Source organism: Nocardia donostiensis (assembly GCF_002081715.1).
Taxonomy (GTDB): Bacteria; Actinomycetota; Actinomycetes; order Mycobacteriales; family Mycobacteriaceae; genus Nocardia; species Nocardia donostiensis.
This window is the reverse complement of record NZ_MUKP01000006.1, coordinates 122,617-145,736: the sequence shown is the minus strand read 5'-3', so window position 1 is coordinate 145,736 and position 23,120 is coordinate 122,617. Positions and strand designations below refer to the sequence as shown.

Here is a 23,120-nt window from a genome sequence, read left to right as displayed (position 1 = left end):
ACATGACCGACAACTTTGTGGATGTGCGCATCGATGACGACGTCGCGGTGCTCACGCTGAACCGACCGGCGAAGCTGAACGCGCTGGATGTGGCGACCCGGGTGCTGCTCGCGCAGACCATCCGCGACTTCGGCACGGGTGATCTCGTCCGCGGGCTCGTGCTCACGGGTACCGGTCGGGCCTTCTCTGCGGGCGAGGACCTGCAGACGGTGCCGACCACCTACGACGAGATCCGCGAGGCGGTCGCGACCTTCCACGACATCACCCGCGCGATCCTCGAGACGAAGATCCCGGTGATCGCGGCCGTGAACGGGATCGCGGTCGGCGGCGCCTCGGAGATTACGCTGTGCTGCGACGGGCGGATCGGCAGCCCGGCCGCCGAGTACTTCCAGCCGGAGAACCACCGCGGGATCATCATCTCCAACGCGTCGAGCGTCCTGATGGGCCGCCTGGTCCGCAACCACGCCATGCGCATCATCCTCGGCTCGCAGCGGATAGGCGCCGACGAGGCCCTGCGTATCGGGCTGCTCGACGAGATCGTCGCCCCGGAAACACTGGTCGGCCGTGCGGTCGAGGTGGTCCGGCAGTGGAACTCCGATCCCCGGATCACCGTACTGCACCTGGGTCTGCTGCGGCCGCGCCCCGAGGACATCGAGGCCGCGTTCGCTCGCGAAGACGACGCCGCCCGCCAGGCCTGGGAGTCCGGCGCTTTCAGCGAAGGTATCGAGGGCTTCTGGACATCGAAGAACGAACGGAGACGATGATGATCACCACCGAAGCAGCAGTTCTCACCGCGGTGAACGAACCGCTGGAGTTCACCGAGATCCTGGTTGACGACCCGGAACCCGTCGAGGTCCGCCTAGCGGTCTCGAACGTCGGTCTGTGCCATAGCGACCTGCACTACATGACCGGCACCGTCGGTGCGGACCTGCCCGTGGTGGTCGGGCACGAAGTGGCGGGCGTGGTCGAGTCGGTCGGTTCCGCGGTGACCTCGCTGAGCCCCGGCGACCGCGTCGTCGGTGCCCTTACCCCCTCGTGCGGGTTGTGCCGCAACTGTCAGGTCGGGCACTCGACCCAGTGTCAGCGCGTGACCCATATCCGGCGGCGTCCCCGGCCCGCCTTCCAGCTGCCCGGCGGTCAGGTCGTCCACCGGCTCGGCGACGTCGGCGCGTTCTCCCGCCACACCCTGCTGCGTGAGAACGCGCTGGTGAAGGTGCCCGACGAGGTGGGCCTACATGTGGGCTGCCTGCTCTCGTGCTGTGTCATCACCGGTGTCGGCGCCGTGTTCCGTGGTGCCCAGGTGCGCCCCGGTGCCACCGTTGCCGTAATCGGCTGCGGCGGTGTCGGGTCGGCCATCATCCAGGGGGCGCGGCTCGCCGGAGCTTCGGCGATCGTCGCCGTGGATCTCGACGACGCCCGGCTCGCGGCGGCCCGGACCTACGGTGCCACCCACGTCGTGAACGGTGCGGCCGATGTCGCGACCGAGATCCGGAATCTGCTCGGCGACGGTGTGGACTACTCGTTCGAGGCCGTCGGTTCTGCGCGGACCGCGGCCACCGCGCTGTCGGTGCTGCGCGCCACGGGTACGGCATGCCTGGTCGGCATCGCACCCGACGGCACCGACCTGACCCTCCCGGCCTCCGATTTCTTCTTCGGTGAGAAGCGCCTCATCGGTTCCTACATGGGCTCGGGTCAAGCGCAGGAGGACATCGCCCAGTTCGCCCGGCTGTACCTGCAGGGCCGCCTGCTGCTCGACGAGATGGTCAGCGACGTGATCCCGTTCCGCGACATCGACAAGGGCTTCGAGGCGATGAAATCCGGCGAGGTCACCCGCATCGTCGCCGACCTCACCGTGTGACCCCTTCCCGTCCGAGCACCGAAAGAGCCTCAGATGACGAATCCGCAACTGCCCCAACCGGTCAACTACATCGCCGACGAGTGGTCCGAGTGCGCCACGGTCTCGGACGCCTGGAACCTCGACCCCAATACCGGCCTGCCCGTGCACCGCGCCGTCACCACGCGTCCCGACGACGTGGAACGCGCGCTGCGCCACGCCGAACAATCCTACGGCTTCGACCGCTGGGACGACGCGGTGAGCGAGGAACGCGCCTCCGTCATCGAGCGCGCGGCCGATATCGTCGAGTCCCGGCTCGAGGACATCGCCCGCACCGATGCTCTCACCAGCGGCGTACCGATCGCGAAAGCCCGCATGGTCGCGCAGTTCCTGCCGCACCGAATCCGTGCGGCCGCCGCGGAACTGCGGGCCATCCCGCGGCGCACCACGCTGGAGGCCGGTGGCCGTGACGTGCGGCTCTACAAGGTCCCGTGGGGTCCCGCGGCCATCCTCACCCCGTGGAACGGCCCCAGTTTCATTCCTGCCGCGAAGATGGTGAGCGCGCTTGCGGCAGGGTGCCCCGTCATCCTCAAGCCGTCGGAGCACGCGCCGAGCAGTGCCCAGATCATTGTCGAGAGCTTCGTCAAGGCCGGATTGCCCGCCGGTGCGCTGCAGCTCGTGCACGGTGCGGGTGACGTGGGCGCGGCCATCACCGGCGATCCGCGGGTGAAGGTCGTTTCCTTCACCGGTGGCCCGAACGCGGGTCGGGCCATCGCCCGCGCGGCCGCGGAGGACTTCAAGGTGCTGCAGCTCGAGCTCGGCGGCAACAACCCGGCCCTCGTGCTGGACGACGCCGACATCGACGTGACCGCCGACGGCATCCTCGACGGGATGACCAAGCTCAACGGCCAGTGGTGCGAGGGCCCCGGCAAGGTGCTTGCGCACACGAGCTTGGTCGAACCGCTGCTCGAGGCGCTGCTCGAGCGCATCTCCCATCTCGAGGTCGGGAACTCGCTCGAGGAGAGCACCGAGCTCGGCCCGATCTCGAACGCCCCGCATTTCGCCACCTTGCGCAGCCGCATCGAGGGACTGCGGGCCAACGGTGCCACCATCCATCAGCCCGCGAAACTTCCCGCCCTCGACGGCTTCTTCCTCTCACCGACGGTAGTGACGGGCGTGGACGCATCGTTGGCGACGGCCGAGCTGTTCGGGCCGCTCATCAGCCTGCATGCCGTGGAGTCCGACGAAGACGCCCTGCGGGTGGCCAACGCCAACCCGTCGGGTTTGGATGCCTACGTGTTCGGCGGCGACCTGGACCGCGCCATCGAGGTCGGCTCGCGGGTGCTGGCGGGTGAGGTGCGCGTCAACGGTGCCAAGGTCGCCGACCTGGCCGACGGGTCAGCCCAAAGTTTTTGGGGCAGTGCGGGAATCGGCGGTCATGCTCCCGGTGAGGCCGTGCGGGTGTTCTGCGGCGATCGGGTGGTCGGCGTCGATTCCCCCGACCTGCCCATGTAGCGATCACGGACTACTTCCGCATCGCCCCTTGACGTGTGACCGGAACCACTGGTCTTATCAAATTAGGTCAACCGATTAAGTCGACCGACCATATCAACGAAAGCGGCCATTCCATGAACTCCACCTCCACCTCCGAGATCGTCGATGTGATCGGTGTCGGCGCCGGGTTCACCGGCCTGTACCTCGCCCACCGCCTCACGAGCGCCGACTGGACCTTCGCGGGCTTCGAGGCCGCGCCCAGCGTCGGCGGCACCTGGTTCTGGAACACCTATCCAGGCGCGCGCTGCGACGTCGAGAGCATCTACTACTCGTACTCGTTCGACGAGGCGCTGCAGCAGGAGTGGACGTGGAGCGAGCGGTTCGCCCCGCAGGCCGAGATCCTCAGCTATCTCGAGCACGTCGCCGATCGCTTCGACCTGCGCAAGCACTTCACCTTCAATACCCGCGTGGTCAGCTCGACGTGGAACGCCGCCGATCGGCTGTGGGAGGTGCGGCTGGACAACGGTGAGACCCGGCGCAGCCGCTACCTGATCTCGGGGGCGGGCGGCCTGTCCACCCCGAAGGACTTCGACGTGCCCGGTCTGGCGAACTTCACCGGCCTACAGGTGTCGACCAGCCGGTGGAATATCTCCCTTGACGATCTCGCGGGCAAGCGCGTCGCCGTGATCGGTACCGGGTCTTCCGGTGTGCAGGCCATTCCGCTGATCGCCGAGGTCGCCGAGCACCTCACGGTGTTCCAGCGCACCCCGAACTACGTGATGCCCGCGCGCAACTCCGTGCTCTCCCCGGATCAGGTCGCCGCCGTCAAGAACGACTACGTGGCGATCCGTGAGGAGTGCAGGCACTCGCCTGGCGGTATCCCCGATCGCCCCGTCACCGACCGGGCATTCGACGTCTCGGACTCCGAGCGCAGGCGGCGCTACGAGGAGGCCTACGAGCGCAGTGGCTTCCAGGGTGTGGGCGCCGAGTTCGCCGACCTGCTCACCGATGCCGAGGCGAACCGGACCGCATCGGAGTTCATCCACGACAAGATCCGCGAGATCGTCGAAGACCCGGCCACCGCGGAACTTCTGGTGCCCAAGTACCACCCGCTCGGTGCCAAGCGCAGCGTCTTCGGCACCGACTACTACGAGACCTACAACCGGCCGAACGTGTCGCTGGTGTCGCTGCGCGACGAGCCGATCGAGACGATGACCGAGAACGCGATCGTCACCTCGAAGGGCACCTACGAGGTGGACGCTGTGGTGCTCGCGATCGGGTTCGACGCCTTCACCGGCCCGCTGTACGGGCTCAACCTCACTGGCGCATCCGGTGAGAAGCTACAGGACGCCTGGCGCGACGGCATCCGCTCCTACCTCGGATTCATGGCCGCTGACTTCCCCAACTTCTTCATGGTCGGCGGTCCGCTGAGTCCCGCGCTGGCCAGCAACGTGGTGGTGACGATCGAGCAGGCCGTCGATTGGATCGCCGGTCTCATCGAGCACGCCCGTGACACCGGCGCCACGCTCATCGAGGCCACCCCCGAGGCCCAGAAAGAGTGGGTCGACATCACCGAAGCGACCGTCGCCCAGACGCTGTACGCCACGACCGACTCCTGGTACCGAGGCTCCAACATCGAAGGCAAACCCAACACCTTCATGGGCTATGTGGGTGGTGTCGGCAAGTACCGCCGCATGTGCACCGAGATCGCCAAGCGGGGCTACCCCGGCGTCGCGATCGACGGCGAAGCGCAGTCGCGCACCCTCGGCCCGATTCACGAGGAGATCGCATGAGCAAGGCAGTCCACCGGCGGTATGTCGCCTTCTCCGACGCGCACTACGCCGGTAACCTCGTCGACGGTGCCTACGCCTTGAAGCTCTTCGGCGACGTCGGCACCAATCTGTCGATCGAACTGGACGGCCACGAGGGCCTGTTCGCCGGCTACTCGACCGTGGAATTCCTGGCTCCGGTCCGAGGCGGCGACGTCGTCGAGGCCGAGGCGACCCTGGTGAAGAAGGGAAACCGAAGCCGAACAGTCGATTTCGAACTCCGGGTGATCTGTCGTGGCTCCGATGACACCGGCCGCGCGCAGGTCCTGGAGCCACCCCTGGTCGCGGTCCGCGCTCGTGGCACCGCGGTCATCCCAGCGGACGGAACGGAGTAGCCGCGATGGAACTGATCCATGAGACCGGTTGGGCCGAACAACCCGCTGCCGTCGAACCGCCACTGACCGGTGACATCGACTGCGACGTCGTCGTGATCGGTGGTGGCGGTGGTGGCATGTCGGCCGCCCTGCGCCTGGCCGAGAAGGGCGTCGACGTCGTGGTGCTCGAGGCGCAGACCCTCGGCTGGGGTGCCACCTCCCGCAACGCCGGATACATCACGAACTCGATCGCCGCCGACCCGGAGATGCTCGGGTTCCTGTTGAAACGCGAGCGGTTGCGCGAGCTGTACCGCTACGCCGAGAACGCGGTGCACTTCGCCGAGAACGCAATCGAGCGCCACAGGATCGACTGCGACTATCAGCGGACGGGCATCGTGATGGCCGCTGTGTCCAAGGGTCAGCTGCGCCACGCGCGCCGCAACGCGAAAGTCCTGGCCGCAGCCGGATCCTCGGGCGAGTTCGTCGACGGTCGGGAGGCCGGGCTGCCGGAAGGCTTCCTCGGCGGCATTCGCGAGGGCGTCGGCGGCACAGTCGATCCGGGCAAGTTCGCCCTCGGCCTGCGGGAAGCGACGATCGCGGCGGGCGTGCGGGTCTACGAGCGCACTCCGGCCCGCGAAGTGACCGACACAGGCGACGGGGTCACAGTCGAAACACCGCACGGAAAAGTCAAAGCCCGCAAGGCACTGTTGACCACCAATGCCGCGAGCAACGGCCTGTCCATCGCGCCCGAGCATCTCGCCACCCCGGTGTGGACCTCGCTGATCGAGACCGAACCCATTGCACCCGAGCGGCTCGACGATATCGGCTGGACCAGCCGCGCCCCGCTGGTCACGCTGCACATGATCCTCGAGAGCTACCGGGTCACCCCGCGCGGAACCATCGCGTTCGGCACCCGCCGGATCCAGGCAGGCCGCAACCCGCTGCCCGATCGCACCCCCTCCCCGAACGTCGTCGACGACCTCGTCCGGGGCTTCTACGACCGTTTCCCCGGCCTCGGCGACATCAAGCCGGTGCAGGCCTGGGGCGGCTGGATCGGCATGAGCTCGACGTGGCTTCCCGTCGCGGGTGAGGCCTCCGACAACGTGCTCTACTCGCTGGCCTGCAACGGCCACGGCTTCGCCCAGGCGCAGTACGTGGGCCACCTGCTGGCCGACCACATCAGCGGCGCCCCACTGCACGAGGACCTGGCGGCGATCTGGCACGGCCGCAAGCGGTTCTGGCCCAGCTTCGTCAGCAATCCCGCGTTGTACATGGGCTGGCTCGCCGACCGCGCCGCCGACCGTTTGGCCGCGCTCAGGAAATGATCACTGCACCGGTTCACGCCAGCCGTCGACGGAACGGCACTCGCCAATCAGATCAGGATGCACATGTTCACCAATATCTTCACCGAGACGTTCGGTATCGAACACCCCATCGTGTGTGGCGGCATGACCGCCGTCGGCACCGCGGACCTGATCGGTGCCGTGGCCGATGCCGGGGCTCTCGGGTTCCTCACCGCCCTCACTCAGCCCACTCCCGAGGCGCTGGTCAAGGAGATCAACCGCTGTCGCGATCTCACCGATAAACCGTTCGGTGTGAACCTGACGATCCTGCCGACCATCCAGCCGGTGCCCTATGACGAATACCGCGATGCCATCGTCGAGAGCGGCATCACCATCGTCGAAACCGCGGGCGGTAACCCGCAGCCACACCTGCCCACCTTCAAAGCTGCGGGTGTAAAGGTCATCCACAAGGCGGTCTCGGTCCGGCACGCGCTCAAGGCCGAACAACTCGGTGTCGACGCGATCAGCATCGACGGTTTCGAATGCGCCGGGCACCCGGGCGAGGATGATGTCCCCGGACTCGTGCTGATCCCCGCCGCGGCCAGGGCGCTGTCCATTCCGATCATCGCCAGCGGCGGAATCGCCACCGGCGCAGGTCTTGTCGCGGCCCTCGCGCTCGGCGCGTCCGCGGTCAACATGGGCACCCGTTTCATGGCCACCACCGAGGCGCCCATCCACGACAACGTCAAGCAACAGATCGTCGGCAACACCGAACGCGACACCGTCATCGTCTTCCGCGAGTTCCGCAATACCGCCCGCGTCGCCCGCAACGCGGTCTCGGAGGAGATCGCGACCGTCTCGCGCCGACCCGGTGCAACCTTCGACGACATCGCCCACTTGGCCAGCGGCGCCCGCGCCCGTGAGCAGGTGTACGGCAACGGTGATGTCGACGGTGGCCTGTGGTGGGCCAGCCAGGCCCAGGGCCTGATCCACGACATCGGCAGCTGCGCCGAAGTCGTCGACACGATCCTCGCCGATGCGCAGCAGATCATCACCCGGACTCTGCCCGGTCACCTCGCGGGCTGATCTGCCGCCTCACCGCCGAACCTGCGCACGCGCGGGTTCGGCGGTTTTGCGTTTCGCCGATCCCGGCAACTTTCGCCCCGGCCTGGGCTGATCGATTCGCTTCGAACTAGTGGGTCAAATGCCTTGATCATATGACTGACTCACTGTAGCGTTATGACTGGCATCACATTCCGACCCGCGTCGGGGCTACGCGCACCCCGCTCGGCGGTCAGATGTCGAACCGCGGATTGCCGAAGCGAGACGACTACCGGTCCCGATCGCTCGGCAGCGCTGACGAAACGACCCGATGCCGCTGGTCGGCGGGTGTCACCTTTTCAAGGAGAAATCATGTCCATCAAGGAACTGCTTTTCGCGGTCGCGGACATCTGGATGATCGCCGTCGGTTTCACCTACGGCATCAAATTCATCCGGAACCACAAGAACTATCTGCTCGGTATCGAGTGGATCATTGTGGCGACATCGGGAACGAACTTCCTGATCTACGGCCTGCTGAAGGCCGGTCAAGACAGTCCGATGTACGCATTCGCCTACTTTTTGGACGCGTTCTCCCGATCCATCGGTATCACGCTGATCCTGGTGCTCGGGTTGATGGCGGTCACCCACCGGTACAAGCCGTCGGCGGCGGTCGACATCGGCGCGTTCGCGCTCGCGGGTGTGGTCGGTTTCGCCCTGAGCGTTTATGCCGAGGAGATCGGCACCCCGGGCAAGATCTTCTACATTGTGGTCAACGTGCTCACCACGTTCTTCCTTATCTATTTCAGCAAGCGTCTGTGGGATATCGGTGAGTGCGGGCACGCGGTGTGGGCGGGTGTTGCCACGGCGTGCGGGTTCGTGATCGCCGCGACCTACGACTTCGTCCAGATCCCGGGCGATGACGCCGAGCACACGATCTTCTACATCTTCGCGTTGTCGACGTGGGGTCTGCAGATGTTCACCTACTACCGCGCCTACCGGGCATTCGATGCTTACAACAAGCGGGTCGACGCCCAGGCAGTTACCGGTGACGCCTCCGTCAGGGCGTAAACGCCGGATTCTTTCGACCGATCCCACTCAGGAGCTGAGATGGCAACGCAGGGTACGCAGGAAGAAACCACCGAGGTCGTCGTCATCGGCGCCGGAATGGCGGGCTTGACCGCGGCGACGACGCTGGCGCCCGCGGCCGAGGTTGTCGTGCTCGAGTCGACCGATCGCACAGGCGGACGTGTCGAAACCGTCCGGCAGGGCGACTACTGGATCAATGTCGGCACCCAGTTCACCGAGGGCACCGGTACATTGATCGACGCGCTCGACCAGCACGGCATCGAGATGGGCTCACTCGCGGGCAAGAGCATCGCGCTGCACGTGAACGGTTCGACCATCGACACCTCGAATCCCTTCGCGCTCATGTTCCGCACGCGGATGACCATGCTGGATCGGCTCGGCCTGGCCGTCGTCGGTGCGCGCATCCTCGCGGCCACACCGTTCCTCGAATCGCAAAGCCGTTTCGCCCAGCGGGTGCGCGCCCGGCTCGACACCAAGCTCGCGTCGTATCTGCTCAACGGCGTCCGCTCCGAACTGGCCGCCACGATCGTCCGGTCGTGGTCGGCACAGTGGATGGGCTGCGACGTGGACGAGACGGCCGCCACCCAGTTCGTCACCTCGGTCGGTATCGCGCTGGCCGACCCGGAGAAGGTCCCGAACTTCTCGCTGCCCGCCGGCGGTAACCAGACACTCACCGACGTGTTGGCCGACGATCTCGGTGCCCGCATCCGGCTGAACTCGGTGGTGCAATCGGTGCGGCGCTACGGTGACGGCGTGGTCGTCGATTATCTCGACGGTGACCGTCCAACGCGACTGCGAGCCAAGCGCGCGATCGTGACTGCACCCGCCGATGTCACCGAGCGGATCATCCCGGACCTCCCGCAGCAGTACCGGAACGCGTTCAACGACATCACCTACGGCCGCTACGTGGTGGTCGGCTTCTTCACCGACGAAGTCGGCCCGCAACCCTGGGACAAATACTTCGCCATCTCCGCGCCGCAACTGTCGTTCCAGGCAGTGTTCAACCACGCCGCAGCGCTGCGCACCGGCGGCGACCGTAAGCCGGGCGGCGCCCTGGCCTGTTTCGCGGGCGGCGGCAAGGCCGACGCGTTGCTGGACTTGCCCGACGAGGAAATCGTGTCGCGATTCACGAACGACCTGCTCACGGTGTTGCCCGAGCTGGAAGGCAAGCTGGGGGATGGCATCCTGCGCAGGCACCGCCGGGTCGTGCCGTTCTGGGCGCCCGGACGGCGCAAGACGCTCCCGACGTTGCGCGATCCGCTCGGAAACATCTACCTCGCCGGCGACTACCAGCTCGATCTGCCGTCGCTCGCCGACGCAGCCACATCGGGCGAGCGAGCGGCGAAGGCCGTACTGGCGAGCCTGAGTCACGATAGACGAGGAGCCGACGGTGTTCTCATGAGGTATCTGTAAGGTCATTTCGCACCCGTAGAGGTGGAGGTCACGGCTTACGACTTGCCGGTGACCGGGCGTATCCTGGCCGAACTCGGTGGCCGGTATGTGCGCGCCGAACTGGACACCGGAATGACGAGCAAACAATGGGGCGCTGCCCGGCTCGCCGTCGACCGTCCACTGATCACCCAGCTCACAGAACCAACCGCAGAGGTTGATCTGGAATCACTGTTCGCGTTCGGACTGGAGCGGTTGCTCGACGGACTGACCATTGTCATGAGACCGCCGAAGACTCGGCGACCGGGGACATGAGCGCAACCCGGGTCCAACCGGGAACCGATAACTGCGATCGAACTGGCAACTCGATACGTAGTAAAACGATCGTGGGCTCAATCGGTCACGCCCGCACCGCTGCCGGCGTCACGCGCGCCTCCGCTAGCCTCGGCAACCGTGCCGATGTCCTTTCCTCCGATCACCCCGTACGCAGACGGCCTGCTCGAGGTCGGTGACGGAAACCAGGTGTACTGGTGCACCAGCGGCAATCCTGCGGGTCGGGCGGTGCTGGTGGTGCACGGTGGGCCGGGCAGCGGGAGCAGCCCGGGGCCGCGGAAGTCGTTCGATCCGAATGTCTTCCGGATCGTGCAGTTCGATCAACGTGGTTGCGGGCGGAGCATTCCGAGCGCTGCCGACCCGGGCACCGATATGGCGGTGAACACCACCGAGCACTTGATCGCCGATATGGAGCGGCTGCGCACCCATCTCGGCATCGATCGCTGGTTGTTGTACGGCGGGTCTTGGGGTTCGACACTCATCCTCGCCTACGCCGAGCGGTACCCCGAGCGGGTCACCGGGATCGTGCTGGTCGGTGTCACCACCACCCGCCGCCGCGAGATCGACTGGCTGTACCGGGGTGTTGCCCGGCTGCTGCCCGCCGAGTGGGAGCGGTTCCGGGCCGCGCTGCCCGGCGACGGTGACCTGGTCGAGGGCTACCGGAATCTGCTGGAACACCCGGACCCGGTGGTGCGCTGCAGCGCAGCGATCGAGTGGTGCCGCTGGGAGGACGCAGTGATCGCGCACGAATCCCTGGGCAGGCCAGGGCAGTACAGCGCCGAGCCGGGCACCGCCATGCTCGCCTTCGTCCGGATCTGCACGCACTATTTCGCGCACGCGGCGTGGCTCGACGAAGGTGTGCTGCTGCGCGAGGCCGGGCGGTTGGCCGGGATCCCCGGCGAACTGATCCACGGCCGCCTCGATCTCAGTGCCCCGCTGGAAACCGCGTGGGAACTCGCGAAAGCCTGGCCGGACGCCCGCCTGCACGTCATCGACGACTCCGGCCACACCGGCAGCCCCGCCATGGGCGAAGCGCTCGCCCGCGCCATCGCCCGCTTCGCACATTCCGATGCCGATCGGATCGGCTAGTGCTGTGTCCAGAAACGTTCGCCGGGTTCGATGCTGTGCTGGCACGATCGCTTCGTGGATCTTTCCGAAGAGTTGGCTGAGTGGACCGACTGGGACGGTGCCGCGTTTGTGGTGGGCCGCTCGCTGGGCATCTTTGGCGCGTCCGTGACCTTCACGAAAGTCAAAGCGGTGTTCTGGACCGACAACCCATTGGGGAATGCACTGCATGAGGTGCTGCTCCAACTGGTCGCTGCGGGAGTGCTGGAGCGTCGGGAGGAGCTGGACGAGCAGTTCATGTGGTTCGGGCGGTGATATTCAGGCGGCGGCGTCGCAGGTCGATGCCTCTGGCGGGGCACATCGAATATGGTGACGGAACCCGATGATGGTCCAGATCACCTGGACCCAACCACCGGGGTCACGTCACCTCGACCCTGTCGTGTCCCTCCAAGACTTAGCACGACGCCGAATGCGAGAGCCGTCAACCCGCCTGCGAGCACTGCGATGTCCGGTACCTCGCCGATGTGCGCGTGAGATGACGCTGTCGTCGCCGATTGGAGCGCCCCGAGAATCGCCACTCCCATGACGAGGCCGAACTGCTGACTTGACTCAATGGCGGCGGAGCCAACTCCGCTGTTGTCGGCTGTGACACGGGAAAGACCTGCGTTGTTTGCTGCGGGGAGCGTGATCCCCATGCCTGCGCCGAAGAAGACGAGCGGGAGAACGAGAGCGATGTAGTCGACGTACGGTGGAGTCAATCCGAGAGCTACGAGTCCGACAGCACCGGCGAGCATCCCTATCTGCATCACCTTGCGTGCACCGAGTTTGTCCTGCACCCGCCCGAGGAGGGTTGACGCAATTGCCATAGCGACCGCTGCAGGAGCAAGGGCAAGGCCGGCGACAATTGGGGAATAATCGCGAGAAGCTTGAAACTGAATTGCAAGAAGAAACAGCGCAGAAGAGTAAGCGAATCCAACGCACAGAACAGTGAGTAGGCTCGTACGAAAGACACTGTCCCTCAGCAATTCATGAGGCAGCACTGGTCGCTTGGCCTGCAGGTTTCGTAGAGCGAAGAATACGAGACCGACAAGCCCAGCGCTGAGAGTAGAGATCACAGTTGGTGCTCGCCAGCCACGGTCAGTGGCTTCGACTACTGCGAATGCAACCAACGTCGACGCACAAAGCGCGAGGATGATTCCGGCAGGATCAGCTATCTGTCGTCGTGCTCGAGTGTGGTCGGGTAGCAGCACAAGACAAGCCACCACTATGGCGAGGAGCCCAGCAGGGATGTTGATGCCGAACACGGCACGCCATCCGAGCCAGCCGAGGAGCGCGCCTCCGACCACCGGCCCTACCGCGAGTGCAATCGCATTGATTGCGCTCCAGATGCCAACGGCCTTCGCGCGCTGCCGAGCTTCGGGAAACAGGTCGACGATCATCGCGAGACTGCAAGGAACAAGGATGGCCGCGCCAACTCCTTGTGAAACGCGTCCGAGAATCAGGAACGTGAGCCCGTTCGAAACGGTGCACATGAAGGCGCCAAGAGTGAATACGGACTGGCTCAGGAGAAAGGCGCGCCGGCGGCCCAGACGATCCACAATCGCCCCTCCCGAGAGGAGAACCCCGGCAAACGCGAGCGTGTAGGAGTTGGCGATCCACTGCATGCCAGAGTATGCGGTGGAAAGTTCCTCGCGGATCGTCGGGAGCGCCACGTTGACCACTGACAGGTCAAGCATCGCGAAGAAGACCGTCAGGAATATCGTTCCGACAGCACTAAGTCGTGAACCTTTTCCTCTGGACCTCACAGATAGCCTCCCAGGCATTCGTCAACGTAAGTAATTCGTGTTTCGATCGCCGACGTGTCCTAGCGACATAAGGCCGATCCTCGACGGGAGTCGACGGGACGACGATTCGCCCTTGTCCCTCTCGCCGTGCGGTCTGTGCCGGTTCGACGAAGGGGCGACGGTTGGCCATTTCAGAGCCGGCGCTGTCAGCGATGGAACCTGCAGCCTGGTGCTCGGGCCACGCATCGAGGTCAGTCGGGTAGCGACCTGATCAGGGCTTCGCGGCAACGCCCGAATTGGGGCGACAGACCACGCTGCTCGTCTCCGCGCCGACGATTCACCCAGGTCCTGATACCTCCCGACAGTCCTCACTCGTCAGACCCGGCTGTCGTCCTTTGTCTCCGCGCCTCGGAACTAATATTATCGTTTCTGCGACTAATCGCAACTCGGCGAATGTGGGTGCCGGTGGCCTTGCGATGGATCAACCTCCCGCGCACCGCGAAAGATGCGGCGCTCGGACGGGAAGGGTCCTCGGGTGGAGGCGCAGGTGATCGCCGGGTTCGCGGTGATGTCGTCGACGCTGATCGTGATCCCCCACGGACTGATATTATTGACCATGCAATTAATAGCAGATCTGCGAACGTAGGTGACGTGATGCCCGCCCCTGCTGCGAGTGATGACCCCACGGCCGGTCCTTCTTCGCGCGTTCGCCGGATGTCTGTCCGGGCGTCGGCGCTTGAACTGGTGCTACACCCCGTCAGATTGCGGATTCTGCAAGCGGTGGCGGGGCGGACCATGACCACCGCTGAACTTGCAGAACTCCTCGCCGACGTCGCGGCCGCCACGGTCTATCGGCATGTGAATGCGCTCCTCGAAGCTGGCGTATTGAAGGTCGTGTCAGAGCGACGAGTGCGAGGCGCAGTGGAGCGCACCCTCGCACTCGTCGATGATGCGGCGCAGGCGGGCCCCGACGAGGTCCGGAACATGTCTGAGGACCAGCATCGGCAGGCTTTCGCAGTGTTCCTGGCACATCAGGCAGCGGAGTTCGATCGCTTCATCGCGCTCCGCGACGAGGGGTCGATGCCGTTGTTCGGCTACGGGCAAACCATCCTTCATGTCACTGAAGACGACCTTCGTCATATCCAGGACCAGCTCAGGGCCATCCTCGAGCCATACCTGCGACCCCGCGAGAACGATAGGCGCCGAGTCAGCCTGGCCACGCTCCTCATCCCTGAGAGCAGCAGCAAAGAAGACTGACGGGCCCGAAGCGGCGCCACGTCCATCCGAACATCAAAGGAAGAGGTGTCCGCGCACTGTGCCGCTAGCAGAACTGGTGTCGCGCGGGTTGTCCGGCCAATCCGCTGGGGCGATGATGACGTTCTCCACCGCCTCGCGTGGTAGGTGACCAGCTTTGGCCCAGATCTTGGGGAGCTGCTCGCCATCTTCTGCAAAGGTCGGGCTGCCCAATTCGCCTTGCCACTGAGTGCTGTATCGAAACGTTCTTGGCGGAACCGCCCTTGTGGTGCGGAATAACGCCCCTGCGCTCCGGCATGTCATGACCAAACGTGCTCCAGAAGGGCCATCCTCCACGAGGTGAGTTCACGCGTCGACACCCCGTCGCCGCGACACTGCTGCGGCGATCGGCCTGTTCCGAGGTCGTGCCCGCTCGGCCTGCGACGACCGGAAGGACTCGCCGTTGTATCGGGCGGAGCAGCGTCTCGGGTGTGGACACAGGAGGGTCACGCCGGCTCCAGTGTTCTTGTGGTTGCAATTGGTTGCAGCGATGAGAATAATGGGCGCTGACATACAGGAGGCAACATGGCAACGATCGATGTCAGGGATCAGGCGATTGCCGTTCATATGCCGGGCTGGGAAGGGGTGGCGGCGCGGCGCAGTGTCTTGGTGGTTCCTCGGGCGGCGCTGTCCGACGTTTCGGTGGCCGAGACATGGGTGTCGGAACCGTTCGGGCTGCGGCATGGCGGCTTGGTTGTGTCGGGGTTGATCAAGGTCGGTGTCTGGTTGGAGCTCGACGGCACGCGACGACTTCTGTCGATGCGGCGCGGTGTGCCGACGCTGCGGTTGTTGTGCGACCCGGGAAGTGCCGAAGGGTTCTCGGAGATCCTGGTAAGCGTCCGTGATGCGCATGCGGTGGCGGCGCGTCTGGCCGAGGAAGTTCGAGGATGAGCGACGTCCCTTCCCGTCGCCGGCGAGTACCGGCACCGGACAATTGCCGCCACGGTCCGATAACTCAGCTGTAAGGAAGAGAGACATGTCCCGCGTCGTTCTTATGTGCGGCCCCGCCGGAGCGGGAAAGACGACCTACGCGCGTGCTCTGGAGCGCGACGGCTTCGTGCGCCTCTCCATCGATGCGGAAGCGTGGAGTCAGGGACTGCGCGAGCAGCCGTTGCCGGATTCGGTATCCGGTCGGATCGAGGCGCGGCTTCGAGAACAGCTGGTCACCCTGGTCCGAGATGGTGCCGACGTCGTGCTCGACTGCTCGTTCTGGTCCAAGCATAAACGCGCCGAATATCGTGAGCTCGTGGAAGACCTCGGAGTGACCGCGGAGACGGTATATCTCGCCACGCCCAGGGACGTGGCACTCGCCCGCGTAGCGGCCCGCGATGGCTCCCATGCCGATGACGTCGTACTGACGGAGCCTCGAGCGGGGTTCTATTTCGACCACTTCGAGGTCCCCACAGATGATGAGGGTCCGCTCACCGTCGTGTCTGGAGTCGATGACACCGATGCGGAGAACCGCTGAATGATCACGTTCTAAAGGTTCTCCGCGGGATTCTCGGAGGCCACCGCCGGAGCGCGATCACTGGAATCGCGCCGCCCGCGCCGCCGAGGCCGGGACCGCGGATGCTTCCCGCCTTGTTCGCGGCACCGGCCCAGCCACTTGCCGGCCGCGGCGCGCATTCCAAGTGTTCACCGCAGCCTCGCCCCATAAGGCCTCCAGCGCGGTGTCGATATCGACACCGGCCACCGCCCGCCAGGGCCCGGCTGTCCGCGCGTGGCCCGTCCGGCCGCGGTCGTCGTGGTGGTCGGCGGTCTTCAGGATCGCGAGGGTGTAGGCGTGGCGGGGAAGTGCTGTTCTGGCCGCCGCTATTGAGCACGGTCTCACTGTTCGCGAGATGCGATGTGGTTGTCACCCGCTCCAGCGCGTGCTGAAGGCGCGGGCAGGGTTGGTGATGAAAGCAGCGGTGGCGATCTCGGGCCCGAGTTCGTGTTCGATGCGAGACCGCAGTGTATGGAGCAGGTAGGCCATCCCGGGGCCGTCGGCGATCGAGCGCGCCGAGGCGGTGACGGTGTCCCCGCCGAGCAGGATCCGGTCGGCATGCCCGCTGTCGACCAGGGCTGCGATGTTGTCGAGCAGATGCCAGTCGACGGCGTGGTGGGCTCGCGAAGGTCCTTCGAACCCGACGAATGCGCCGGCGGCGGCGATCTGCCGGTGAATCGCGCTGTCCGGGAACCGGTGCAAATGGCCGAGGATGATGCGCTGCGGTGCCACATTGTGGGTTCCGGTGAGTTCATCGAGTACCGCCAAGGCTGCGGTGCCGCCCTCGAGGTGGACACCGATCGGTGCTCCGGTTGCCTGGTGGGCGGTCGCCGCGGCGGCCAACACGTATCGGGCGTGTTCGTCGATGTGGTGAAAGGCGCCGGCCACCTTGATGAGTCCTGTGCGCACCGGTGCCGCGGTGAGCTGGTGTATGAACAGCTCGGCGAGATGGACGCGGACGGCAGCCAATTCGGCGGGATCGTAGTGCTTGGCCTGATGCAGCCCGGTGGCGGCGATCAGATGCACACCGGATCGCCGGGACAGCTCAGGTAGGTCCGCCAGTCGAGGTCCCATGCCCCACGGCGTCCACTGCACCACTGCCTGCCCGCCCAGCGCCGCGAACGAATGCAATTCGGTCAGCGCAGCATCGGCGTCGTCGAGTTCTTGGCCGGGCAGCTGGGGTGAACGAATGAACAAGTGATCGTGTGCGTTGCAGACACCCAGGCTCTCGGGCTCGATATCGCCGAGCACGGTGCGGATCATGCCGGTCACCGGGCAGGCCCCTCGGCCTCGGTGAGCGCTGCGGTGGCCACCCGCAGACCGGCCAGTGCCTTGGGCACTCCGATGTAGGGAGCCAGATGCGCAAAGACCTCGAGGATCTCCTCGCGGGACAGTCCTACCCGCAGAGAGGTTTTCACATGTCCGTTCAATTGCGGATCAACCCCGCCGAGTGCGGTCAGAGTAGCCAGATTGACCAGCTGACGATCCCGTAGCGACAGGTTTCCGCGTAGATAGGTGCCGCCGAACAGTGCGGTGACAACCCAGTCGGCGAATCCGGGCACCCACTGCTCCATGCCGGGCAGTGCAGCGTGCTGGGTGGTCTGGTCCTGTAGCAGGTCCAGCATTCGGTAGCCCTCCTCGCGGTCGAACCGGGCCGGGGTCAGCTGCTGGGACAGGTCGGGGGTGTTCGTCATGGTCAGGAAACCTCGAATGCTTGTAACGGGTAAAGCGTTACAACAGTATCAGGTGTAACGAGTGAAGCGTTACACTGTTCAGGTGACGGAAGACAAGCACGCGTTCCGGTTCGACTGCGGGTCTACCTGGCTGAATCTGCTCGCCACCAGGGGTCGCAGTTTCAGCGCAGATCCGGTGGAGCGGCTCGACTCGCCTGCGCGGTTCGCCGAGTGGCTCGACCGCAGTGAGCTGCTGCCTGTTCGACCGCCCACCGCCGACGAACTCGCCCGCGCGATCCGGCTGCGAGAGACACTGCGCGTCCTGGTACTGGCCACTATCGACGGCACCGCACCCCCCATCGACGCGATTACCGAACTGAGCGCATTCCTTGCCGAACACAATGACCCGGTGCATTTGGTCGCCGCAGGCCGGTTGCGGCGCGAACCCCCGGCGACCGCGTCCGACGCGCTCGCCCGTATCGCCCGCCAAGCCATCGATTACCTGACCGGCATTGAACGTGCCGCGCTGAAGGTCTGCCCGGAACACGATTGCCGGGGCGTGTTCATCGACAGCGCCGGTCGCCGCCGCTGGTGCCCCTCCCCAGCATGCGCGAGCCGGGGGCGAGTCCGGGCGATGCGTGCGCGCCGCGCCGCCGAACAGCTCTCCGGCCCAGCCCACAAACGCCGAACGCAGGCCACGAGGCCAGAACGATCCGCTACCGACTAGCGGATCGTGCAGCAACGCACTGGCCGAAGCCGGAACCAACTGCTTAAAGGCACACCCGACCCGTGCAACCCGGCTATTGCAGTCCGTCGCTCGAGTACAACGTACCCCGGACTACCGCACCCGCCCCTGAACTGAGCAGCGGACGGGCCGCGGTTACACATTCTTCTGGCCCTTACCACGGCGACCCCGATGGCGGACCCGCTGTGCTCAGGTGTCCCCATTGCCGCGATCCGCGTCAGCACAGTTTCCGGCCGATGGTTACCCACGGTGGTTCCGACATCGGAAATTCAGCGCGGTCGCACAGATCACCTGGTGGTGTAGCCGCCGTTGGCGAAGATGGTCTGGCCGGTTATCCACCCGCCGGCGGTGGCCAGATACTTGATCAGGGGTGCGATGTCTTCGATATCGGTGAGTTGGTTGTCCATCGCCTGCGATTTGTGGAACGCGACCCGTTCATCGGTCTCTTGCGGGTAGAAGAACGGGGTGTCCATAGGGCCCGGCGCGACGTTGTTGACGGAGATGCCGCGGTCGGCGAACTCCTTGGCGGCGGCGCGGGTGAAGTGTTCGGCGGCGGCCTTGCCGCCGTTGTAGGTCGAGTAGCCGTCGGTGAACGCCGGAAGCAGCGAGGTGACCAGCGTGATGATCCGGCCCCGATCGTTGATTCGCCGACCGGCCTCTTTGATGAAGAAGAATGCCGCTTTGGCGTTGATCCCGAGCATCTCGTCGTACTCGTCCTCGGTGATCTCCGAGATCGGTTTGCGTAGCACCATCCCGGCGGTGTTCACCGCGACGTCGAATCCGCCGAACTCGCGTACAGCCGCGTCGAAAACGCTCTCCACCTCGCTGGGCCGGGTCAGGTCGGCTTGGACGGCAACGGCCTGCGCGCCGGTATCAAGGACATCCTTGACCGTCTGTTCAGCATCCGGGGCGGAACTGTCGCTGTGGTAGTGCACCACCACGCCCCTGAGACCCGCATCGGCGAACGTCCGGCTGACCAATCCACCAAGGTTCTTCCCACCTCCGCCGATCACCGCCACCTTGTCCTGCAACGTCGTCGTGTGTGTGACCACCGAACCTCCTCCGAAGCGAACTTCTCTGTCCACGCGCCCTACCCAGCATCGACAGACAGAAACAAACCACCTGAAATCGGAGTTCAAGCACCCGAACGTCCGGCGTTTCGAGGTGGTGCAACTCGGTGGGGGGATAGCGCTGCGGCGGCGGGGGCGCTGAGGAGTTCTACGGCACTGCGGGCGTAGTAGCGGGTCGCGATGGCGATAATCGGTGACTTCGAGGAACGCGTCACGACGGTACCGAACCGTGCTCTGACGGATAGATGCGTTCCGGGGTCTGCGGTGGGCCGGAAATCTCACACCGCGGTGCTACCTCGTTGCTGTACCGCAGCAATACCCGTGACGAGAATCGCGCTCGAAGGTTCTGTGTATCGAATTCGTCCGCCCGACGCACCGGGCCGTACTCCCCGGGTCCGAATTCCGGTCGGCCGTTCTCGTCGCGGCGGTGATACTGGCGTGGCTCATCCTGTGCGCCACCGCGCCCGTGGGCCACTTCGATTCGAGCCTCCACTCCGCATGCTGTCTCGGTACAGTGACTTCGTGTGACCGGCACCGAGATCGAGATCGATGCGGACTTGGTCCGCGACCTGTTGTGGGAGCAGCATCCTGACCTTGCGGGGCTGGCCATCCGTGAGGTGGCGGGTGGCTGGGGCAACCACATGTGGCGGCTAGGGGACGAGTTGGCCGTGCGCATGCAGCGCATGGACCCTACCCCGGAGTTGCAGCTCAAGGAGCGGCGGTGGCTGCCTGTGTTGGCCCCGCGTCTGCCGTTGCCGGTGCCGACCCCGGTGCGGTTCGGCGAACCGTCCGAGCGCTTCCCCAAGCACTGGACCGTGATGACGTGGGTTCCCGGCGAGCCGCTGGATCACGGTTCGATCAGCCGTGGCGTCCATGCGGCCGACACGCTGGCGGGCTTCCTCCGGGCGCTCCATGTGGCGGCACCCGCCGAGGCGCCGATCGCCACAGACCGCGGTGCACATCCCAGGGACTGCACGGGCGGCTTCGAGAGCTTCTTCCAGGCCGTTGCCCCCGACGACATCGCTGCCGACGTCCGGGCAGTCTGGAACGATGCTGTTGCGGCCCACGCGTGGGAGGGGCCACCGGTGTGGGTGCACGGCGACCTCCATCCCGCGAATGTCGTCGTCTCGGACGGAACACTCTCGGGCATAGTCGACTTCGGTGACATGTTCGCCGGTGATCCGGCGTGGGACCTCGCTGCCGCATGGGTGCTGCTGCCTGCGGGCACGGCCGCACGGTTCTTCGACGCGTACGCGCAAGCGGATGAGGCGGCGATACGGCGTGCCCGCGGGTTGGCCGCGATGAAGAGCCTGTTCTTGATGCTCATGGGGCAGAACGGAGATCGAGGCATTCCCGGCGGTAAGCCGAACTGGGGGCCTGCGGGCCGAGAGGCACTCGAGCGTGTTCTGAAGGGGGTTTGATGCACGGGGAGAACCGGCTCTCGTGAGCAGGGGCATCTCCGGTTTCGAGCCGACCTTCCTGATCGGGATCGATGCGTTTGTCTTCGATGAGAGACGTTTCCACATCGCCAACGGTCGCCCGCGCCGCCCCTACGCTGTGGGTGGAAGCCATCGAGCGATGCGGTCGATCGAGATATCCGCATCGACATGCCAGAGTTCGAGATCCCAATCGAATTTCGCCTGCACCGAGTTCTTCACTTCCGTGTTGTCGGCGAATGGAACGTCGAGATAGCGCCGGCCGTTGACCACGTCCCCTGACTTGATCTTCCCATCCGTAACGAGTGCTTCGCCCCGTGGGTTTGCCAGGAACGATCGGGCATACGGCTTACGTGCGGGTCGCTCCATCCGCGCGCGATCGACGAAATGCCGTACTCGGGCGCAAGAGGCCGGGTCCGTATCGAGATTCGCCAGATCGGCTGCTGATCTTCAGGTCGGTTACGGGTACCGCGAATTCAGGTCACCGACGAGACGCCGCGACGCGGCATCGGCGGCTCCCCGACTTCTCACCCGGTTGTCGGCCGGCCGACAACCACCCAGCGCAACGAGCCGAGCCACAGACCTGCCGGCGCATGGAAGACACAGAACAGCAGCAGATAGGGCAGCCAGTAAGAGCCATCGATCACGGGGCGGCTGACCGGCGACCGGTTGGGCATTGAAATCTGCTGGGCCGCTGAATGTTCGCCTCGGCAGGAACGAACGCGGGAGTATGTTATCCGGCGTGGCCCGACATTGCCCTGCCGAGCGATGGTTGCGAAGGTGATGATTTGTGCGCGGGATCAGCGGCGAGATTGTGCTCCCGCGGCGCGTCCAAGGCCAGATCGACGGCGGCTCCGAGACACTGGTTCAGCTGAATGCGCGCCGGTAGGTCTGCGGGCTGACGCCGGTGGTGCGTTTGAAGCGGTCACGGAAGGCGGTGGCTGAGCCGAAGCCGACCTGGCCGCTGATGCGTTCCACGGAGTGCTCCGTGGTTTCCAACAGGTGCTGCGCCTGACGGATGCGGGCCCGATGAAGCCACTGAAGCGGGGTGGTGCCGGTCTGGTCGCGGAACCGACGGATCAAGGTCCGGGTGCTGGTCCCGGACTGCGCGGCGATATCGGCCAGACTGAGGTCGCGGGCCAGGTTTTCCTGTAGCCAGGTGAGCAGCGCCTCCAGCTCGGAGCCCTGCGGTGTGGGAGCGTGGTCGTGGACGATGAACTGAGCTTGCCCGCCCTCGCGTTCGAGCGGCATCACCGACAAGCGGGCGGCGTGGGCGGCAACCGCCGAGCCGTAGTCGCGACGAATCATGTGTAGGCACAGATCCAGGCCCGCGGCCGCGCCGGCCGAGGTGAGGAACTGACCATTGTCGACGTAGAGGACATCCGGGTCGACGTCGACGCCCGGATGGAGGGCGGCCAGAAGCCCGGCCGCACACCAGTGAGTCGTGACGCGCAGCCCGTCGAGGAGACCGGTGGCAGCCAGAGGGAAGGTGCCTGCACAGATGGAGGCGATCCGGGTGCCGTCAGCAGCGGCCGACCGTAGCGCCTCGCATACGGCGGGTGGGAGCGGGACCGTGGGATCGGCGACACCCGGCACGATGATCGTATCCGCGTCCTGGAGGCCCTCCAGACCCCATGGAGCGCGAAGGGTGAAGGCTCCGGCGTCGATCTCGGCGCGCTCGGCGCACACCCGAACCTGATAGCCGGGCCGCCCGTCGGGCAGACGGGTCCGTGAGAAGACCTCGATCGGGGTGGACAGGTCGAACGGGATCACCTGATGCAGCGCCAGAACGGCAACGGTGTGCATGGCGAGAGCTTACCTACTCATCGGATCGAGTAACCCAGGTCGTTACCTCGGGATCTCCGTATCACCGCAGTTCAAGCCCCTTGAGAAGGTATTGGCATTTTACCGTTGAAACTTGTCATCAATGCCACTGGGCGATTACGGCGACAGCCTGTTGACTGC

At 65.5% G+C, this 23,120-nt stretch carries 24 protein-coding genes; 17 read left to right on the top strand and 7 right to left on the bottom strand.

The genetic code is table 11. The features are described 5' to 3' along the window. Positions 1 to 2: 2 nt before the first annotated feature. The 12 genes from B0T44_RS27870 to B0T44_RS06225 all read left to right on the top strand — a co-directional run bounded on the left by B0T44_RS27870 (position 3) and on the right by B0T44_RS06225 (position 11,983). On the top strand, positions 3 to 764 hold the full coding sequence (locus B0T44_RS27870) for an enoyl-CoA hydratase/isomerase family protein (protein WP_077115322.1): 762 nt from the start codon (positions 3 to 5) through the stop codon (positions 762 to 764). Then, positions 764 to 1,858 (top strand): Zn-dependent alcohol dehydrogenase, encoded by a 1,095-nt coding sequence (locus B0T44_RS06275; RefSeq protein ID WP_077115467.1) that lies wholly within the window; start codon positions 764 to 766, stop codon positions 1,856 to 1,858. Before B0T44_RS27870 ends, B0T44_RS06275 begins: the two co-directional genes overlap by 1 nt. A 33-nt stretch (positions 1,859 to 1,891) precedes the next feature. Next, a complete protein-coding gene (locus B0T44_RS06270) occupies positions 1,892 to 3,349 on the top strand; it encodes an aldehyde dehydrogenase family protein (RefSeq protein ID WP_077115323.1) in 1,458 nt (485 codons plus the stop codon). A gap of 113 nt (positions 3,350 to 3,462) precedes the next feature. Continuing rightward, complete coding sequence (locus B0T44_RS06265) at positions 3,463 to 5,121, top strand: flavin-containing monooxygenase (protein WP_077115324.1); 1,659 nt, start codon at positions 3,463 to 3,465, stop codon at positions 5,119 to 5,121. After that, the gene (gene kal / locus B0T44_RS06260; RefSeq protein ID WP_077115325.1) at positions 5,118 to 5,492 is read left to right on the top strand and encodes a 3-aminobutyryl-CoA ammonia lyase; all 375 of its coding nucleotides are present in this window, start codon (positions 5,118 to 5,120) and stop codon (positions 5,490 to 5,492) included. The genes B0T44_RS06265 and kal overlap by 4 nt, the downstream gene beginning before the upstream one ends. Positions 5,493 to 5,497: 5 nt before the next feature. Continuing rightward, a complete protein-coding gene (locus tag B0T44_RS06255; RefSeq protein ID WP_077115326.1) occupies positions 5,498 to 6,796 on the top strand; it encodes an NAD(P)/FAD-dependent oxidoreductase in 1,299 nt (432 codons plus the stop codon). Positions 6,797 to 6,859: 63 nt separating this feature from the next. Then, a complete protein-coding gene (locus B0T44_RS06250; protein WP_077115327.1) occupies positions 6,860 to 7,840 on the top strand; it encodes an NAD(P)H-dependent flavin oxidoreductase in 981 nt (326 codons plus the stop codon). Positions 7,841 to 8,167: 327 nt separating this feature from the next. Continuing rightward, positions 8,168 to 8,863, top strand: a complete 696-nt coding sequence (locus B0T44_RS06245; RefSeq protein WP_077115328.1) for a transporter — start codon at positions 8,168 to 8,170, stop codon at positions 8,861 to 8,863. Positions 8,864 to 8,902: 39 nt separating this feature from the next. After that, positions 8,903 to 10,294 carry a flavin monoamine oxidase family protein gene (locus B0T44_RS06240; protein ID WP_217697439.1) on the top strand — a complete coding sequence of 464 codons (1,392 nt, stop codon included), beginning with the start codon at positions 8,903 to 8,905 and terminating at the stop codon, positions 10,292 to 10,294. A 48-nt stretch (positions 10,295 to 10,342) separates the two neighbouring features. Then, positions 10,343 to 10,585, top strand: coding sequence for a hypothetical protein (locus B0T44_RS28670; protein WP_217697440.1), 243 nt, complete (start codon positions 10,343 to 10,345; stop codon positions 10,583 to 10,585). A gap of 144 nt (positions 10,586 to 10,729) precedes the next feature. Beyond that, entirely contained in the window at positions 10,730 to 11,692 is a 963-nt protein-coding gene (gene pip / locus B0T44_RS06230; RefSeq protein WP_077115329.1) for a prolyl aminopeptidase, read from the top strand. 54 nt (positions 11,693 to 11,746) lie between these two features. Further along, positions 11,747 to 11,983 carry a hypothetical protein gene (locus B0T44_RS06225; RefSeq protein ID WP_139347688.1) on the top strand — a complete coding sequence of 79 codons (237 nt, stop codon included), beginning with the start codon at positions 11,747 to 11,749 and terminating at the stop codon, positions 11,981 to 11,983. A gap of 80 nt (positions 11,984 to 12,063) precedes the next feature. On the opposite strand, the gene B0T44_RS06220 is transcribed toward B0T44_RS06225, so the two are convergent. After that, positions 12,064 to 13,473: an MFS transporter gene (locus B0T44_RS06220; RefSeq protein WP_175647947.1), complete on the bottom strand. Its 1,410-nt coding sequence runs from the start codon at positions 13,471 to 13,473 to the stop codon at positions 12,064 to 12,066. 432 nt (positions 13,474 to 13,905) lie between these two features. Here B0T44_RS06220 and B0T44_RS06215 point away from each other — a divergent pair, with 432 nt between their 5' ends. The 3 genes from B0T44_RS06215 to B0T44_RS06205 all read left to right on the top strand — a co-directional run bounded on the left by B0T44_RS06215 (position 13,906) and on the right by B0T44_RS06205 (position 16,213). After that, positions 13,906 to 14,709, top strand: a complete 804-nt coding sequence (locus B0T44_RS06215; protein WP_368025961.1) for a helix-turn-helix domain-containing protein — start codon at positions 13,906 to 13,908, stop codon at positions 14,707 to 14,709. Between the two features lie 561 nt (positions 14,710 to 15,270). Then, positions 15,271 to 15,636, top strand: coding sequence for a hypothetical protein (locus B0T44_RS06210; protein ID WP_077115333.1), 366 nt, complete (start codon positions 15,271 to 15,273; stop codon positions 15,634 to 15,636). An 85-nt stretch (positions 15,637 to 15,721) separates the two neighbouring features. Beyond that, a complete protein-coding gene (locus B0T44_RS06205) occupies positions 15,722 to 16,213 on the top strand; it encodes a P-loop nucleotide/nucleoside kinase family protein (protein WP_077115334.1) in 492 nt (163 codons plus the stop codon). A gap of 387 nt (positions 16,214 to 16,600) precedes the next feature. On the opposite strand, the gene B0T44_RS06200 is transcribed toward B0T44_RS06205, so the two are convergent. Together B0T44_RS06200 and B0T44_RS06195 are read right to left on the bottom strand one after the other, a co-directional pair. Continuing rightward, positions 16,601 to 17,494: a phosphotriesterase family protein gene (locus tag B0T44_RS06200; protein ID WP_077115468.1), complete on the bottom strand. Its 894-nt coding sequence runs from the start codon at positions 17,492 to 17,494 to the stop codon at positions 16,601 to 16,603. Between the two features lie 5 nt (positions 17,495 to 17,499). Continuing rightward, positions 17,500 to 17,925 carry a carboxymuconolactone decarboxylase family protein gene (locus B0T44_RS06195; protein ID WP_077115335.1) on the bottom strand — a complete coding sequence of 142 codons (426 nt, stop codon included), beginning with the start codon at positions 17,923 to 17,925 and terminating at the stop codon, positions 17,500 to 17,502. Positions 17,926 to 18,007: 82 nt separating this feature from the next. On the opposite strand from B0T44_RS06195, the gene B0T44_RS06190 reads away from it, so the two are divergent. Then, on the top strand, positions 18,008 to 18,631 hold the full coding sequence (locus B0T44_RS06190) for a CGNR zinc finger domain-containing protein (RefSeq protein WP_077115469.1): 624 nt from the start codon (positions 18,008 to 18,010) through the stop codon (positions 18,629 to 18,631). 305 nt (positions 18,632 to 18,936) lie between these two features. Here B0T44_RS06190 and B0T44_RS06185 read toward each other — a convergent pair whose 3' ends face one another. Next, the gene (locus tag B0T44_RS06185; protein WP_077115470.1) at positions 18,937 to 19,701 is read right to left on the bottom strand and encodes an SDR family oxidoreductase; all 765 of its coding nucleotides are present in this window, start codon (positions 19,699 to 19,701) and stop codon (positions 18,937 to 18,939) included. 542 nt (positions 19,702 to 20,243) lie between these two features. On the opposite strand from B0T44_RS06185, the gene B0T44_RS06175 reads away from it, so the two are divergent. Then, entirely contained in the window at positions 20,244 to 21,140 is an 897-nt protein-coding gene (locus B0T44_RS06175; protein WP_077115337.1) for an aminoglycoside phosphotransferase family protein, read from the top strand. Between the two features lie 129 nt (positions 21,141 to 21,269). Here the strand turns inward: B0T44_RS06175 and B0T44_RS26370 are convergent, their stop codons facing one another. The 3 genes from B0T44_RS26370 to B0T44_RS06170 all read right to left on the bottom strand — a co-directional run bounded on the left by B0T44_RS26370 (position 21,270) and on the right by B0T44_RS06170 (position 22,961). Next, entirely contained in the window at positions 21,270 to 21,524 is a 255-nt protein-coding gene (locus B0T44_RS26370; RefSeq protein WP_139347690.1) for a DUF5710 domain-containing protein, read from the bottom strand. Between the two features lie 158 nt (positions 21,525 to 21,682). Then, entirely contained in the window at positions 21,683 to 21,832 is a 150-nt protein-coding gene (locus tag B0T44_RS26990; protein WP_175647948.1) for a rhomboid-like protein, read from the bottom strand. A gap of 190 nt (positions 21,833 to 22,022) precedes the next feature. Further along, positions 22,023 to 22,961: a GlxA family transcriptional regulator gene (locus B0T44_RS06170; RefSeq protein WP_077115338.1), complete on the bottom strand. Its 939-nt coding sequence runs from the start codon at positions 22,959 to 22,961 to the stop codon at positions 22,023 to 22,025. Positions 22,962 to 23,120 lie beyond the last annotated feature (159 nt).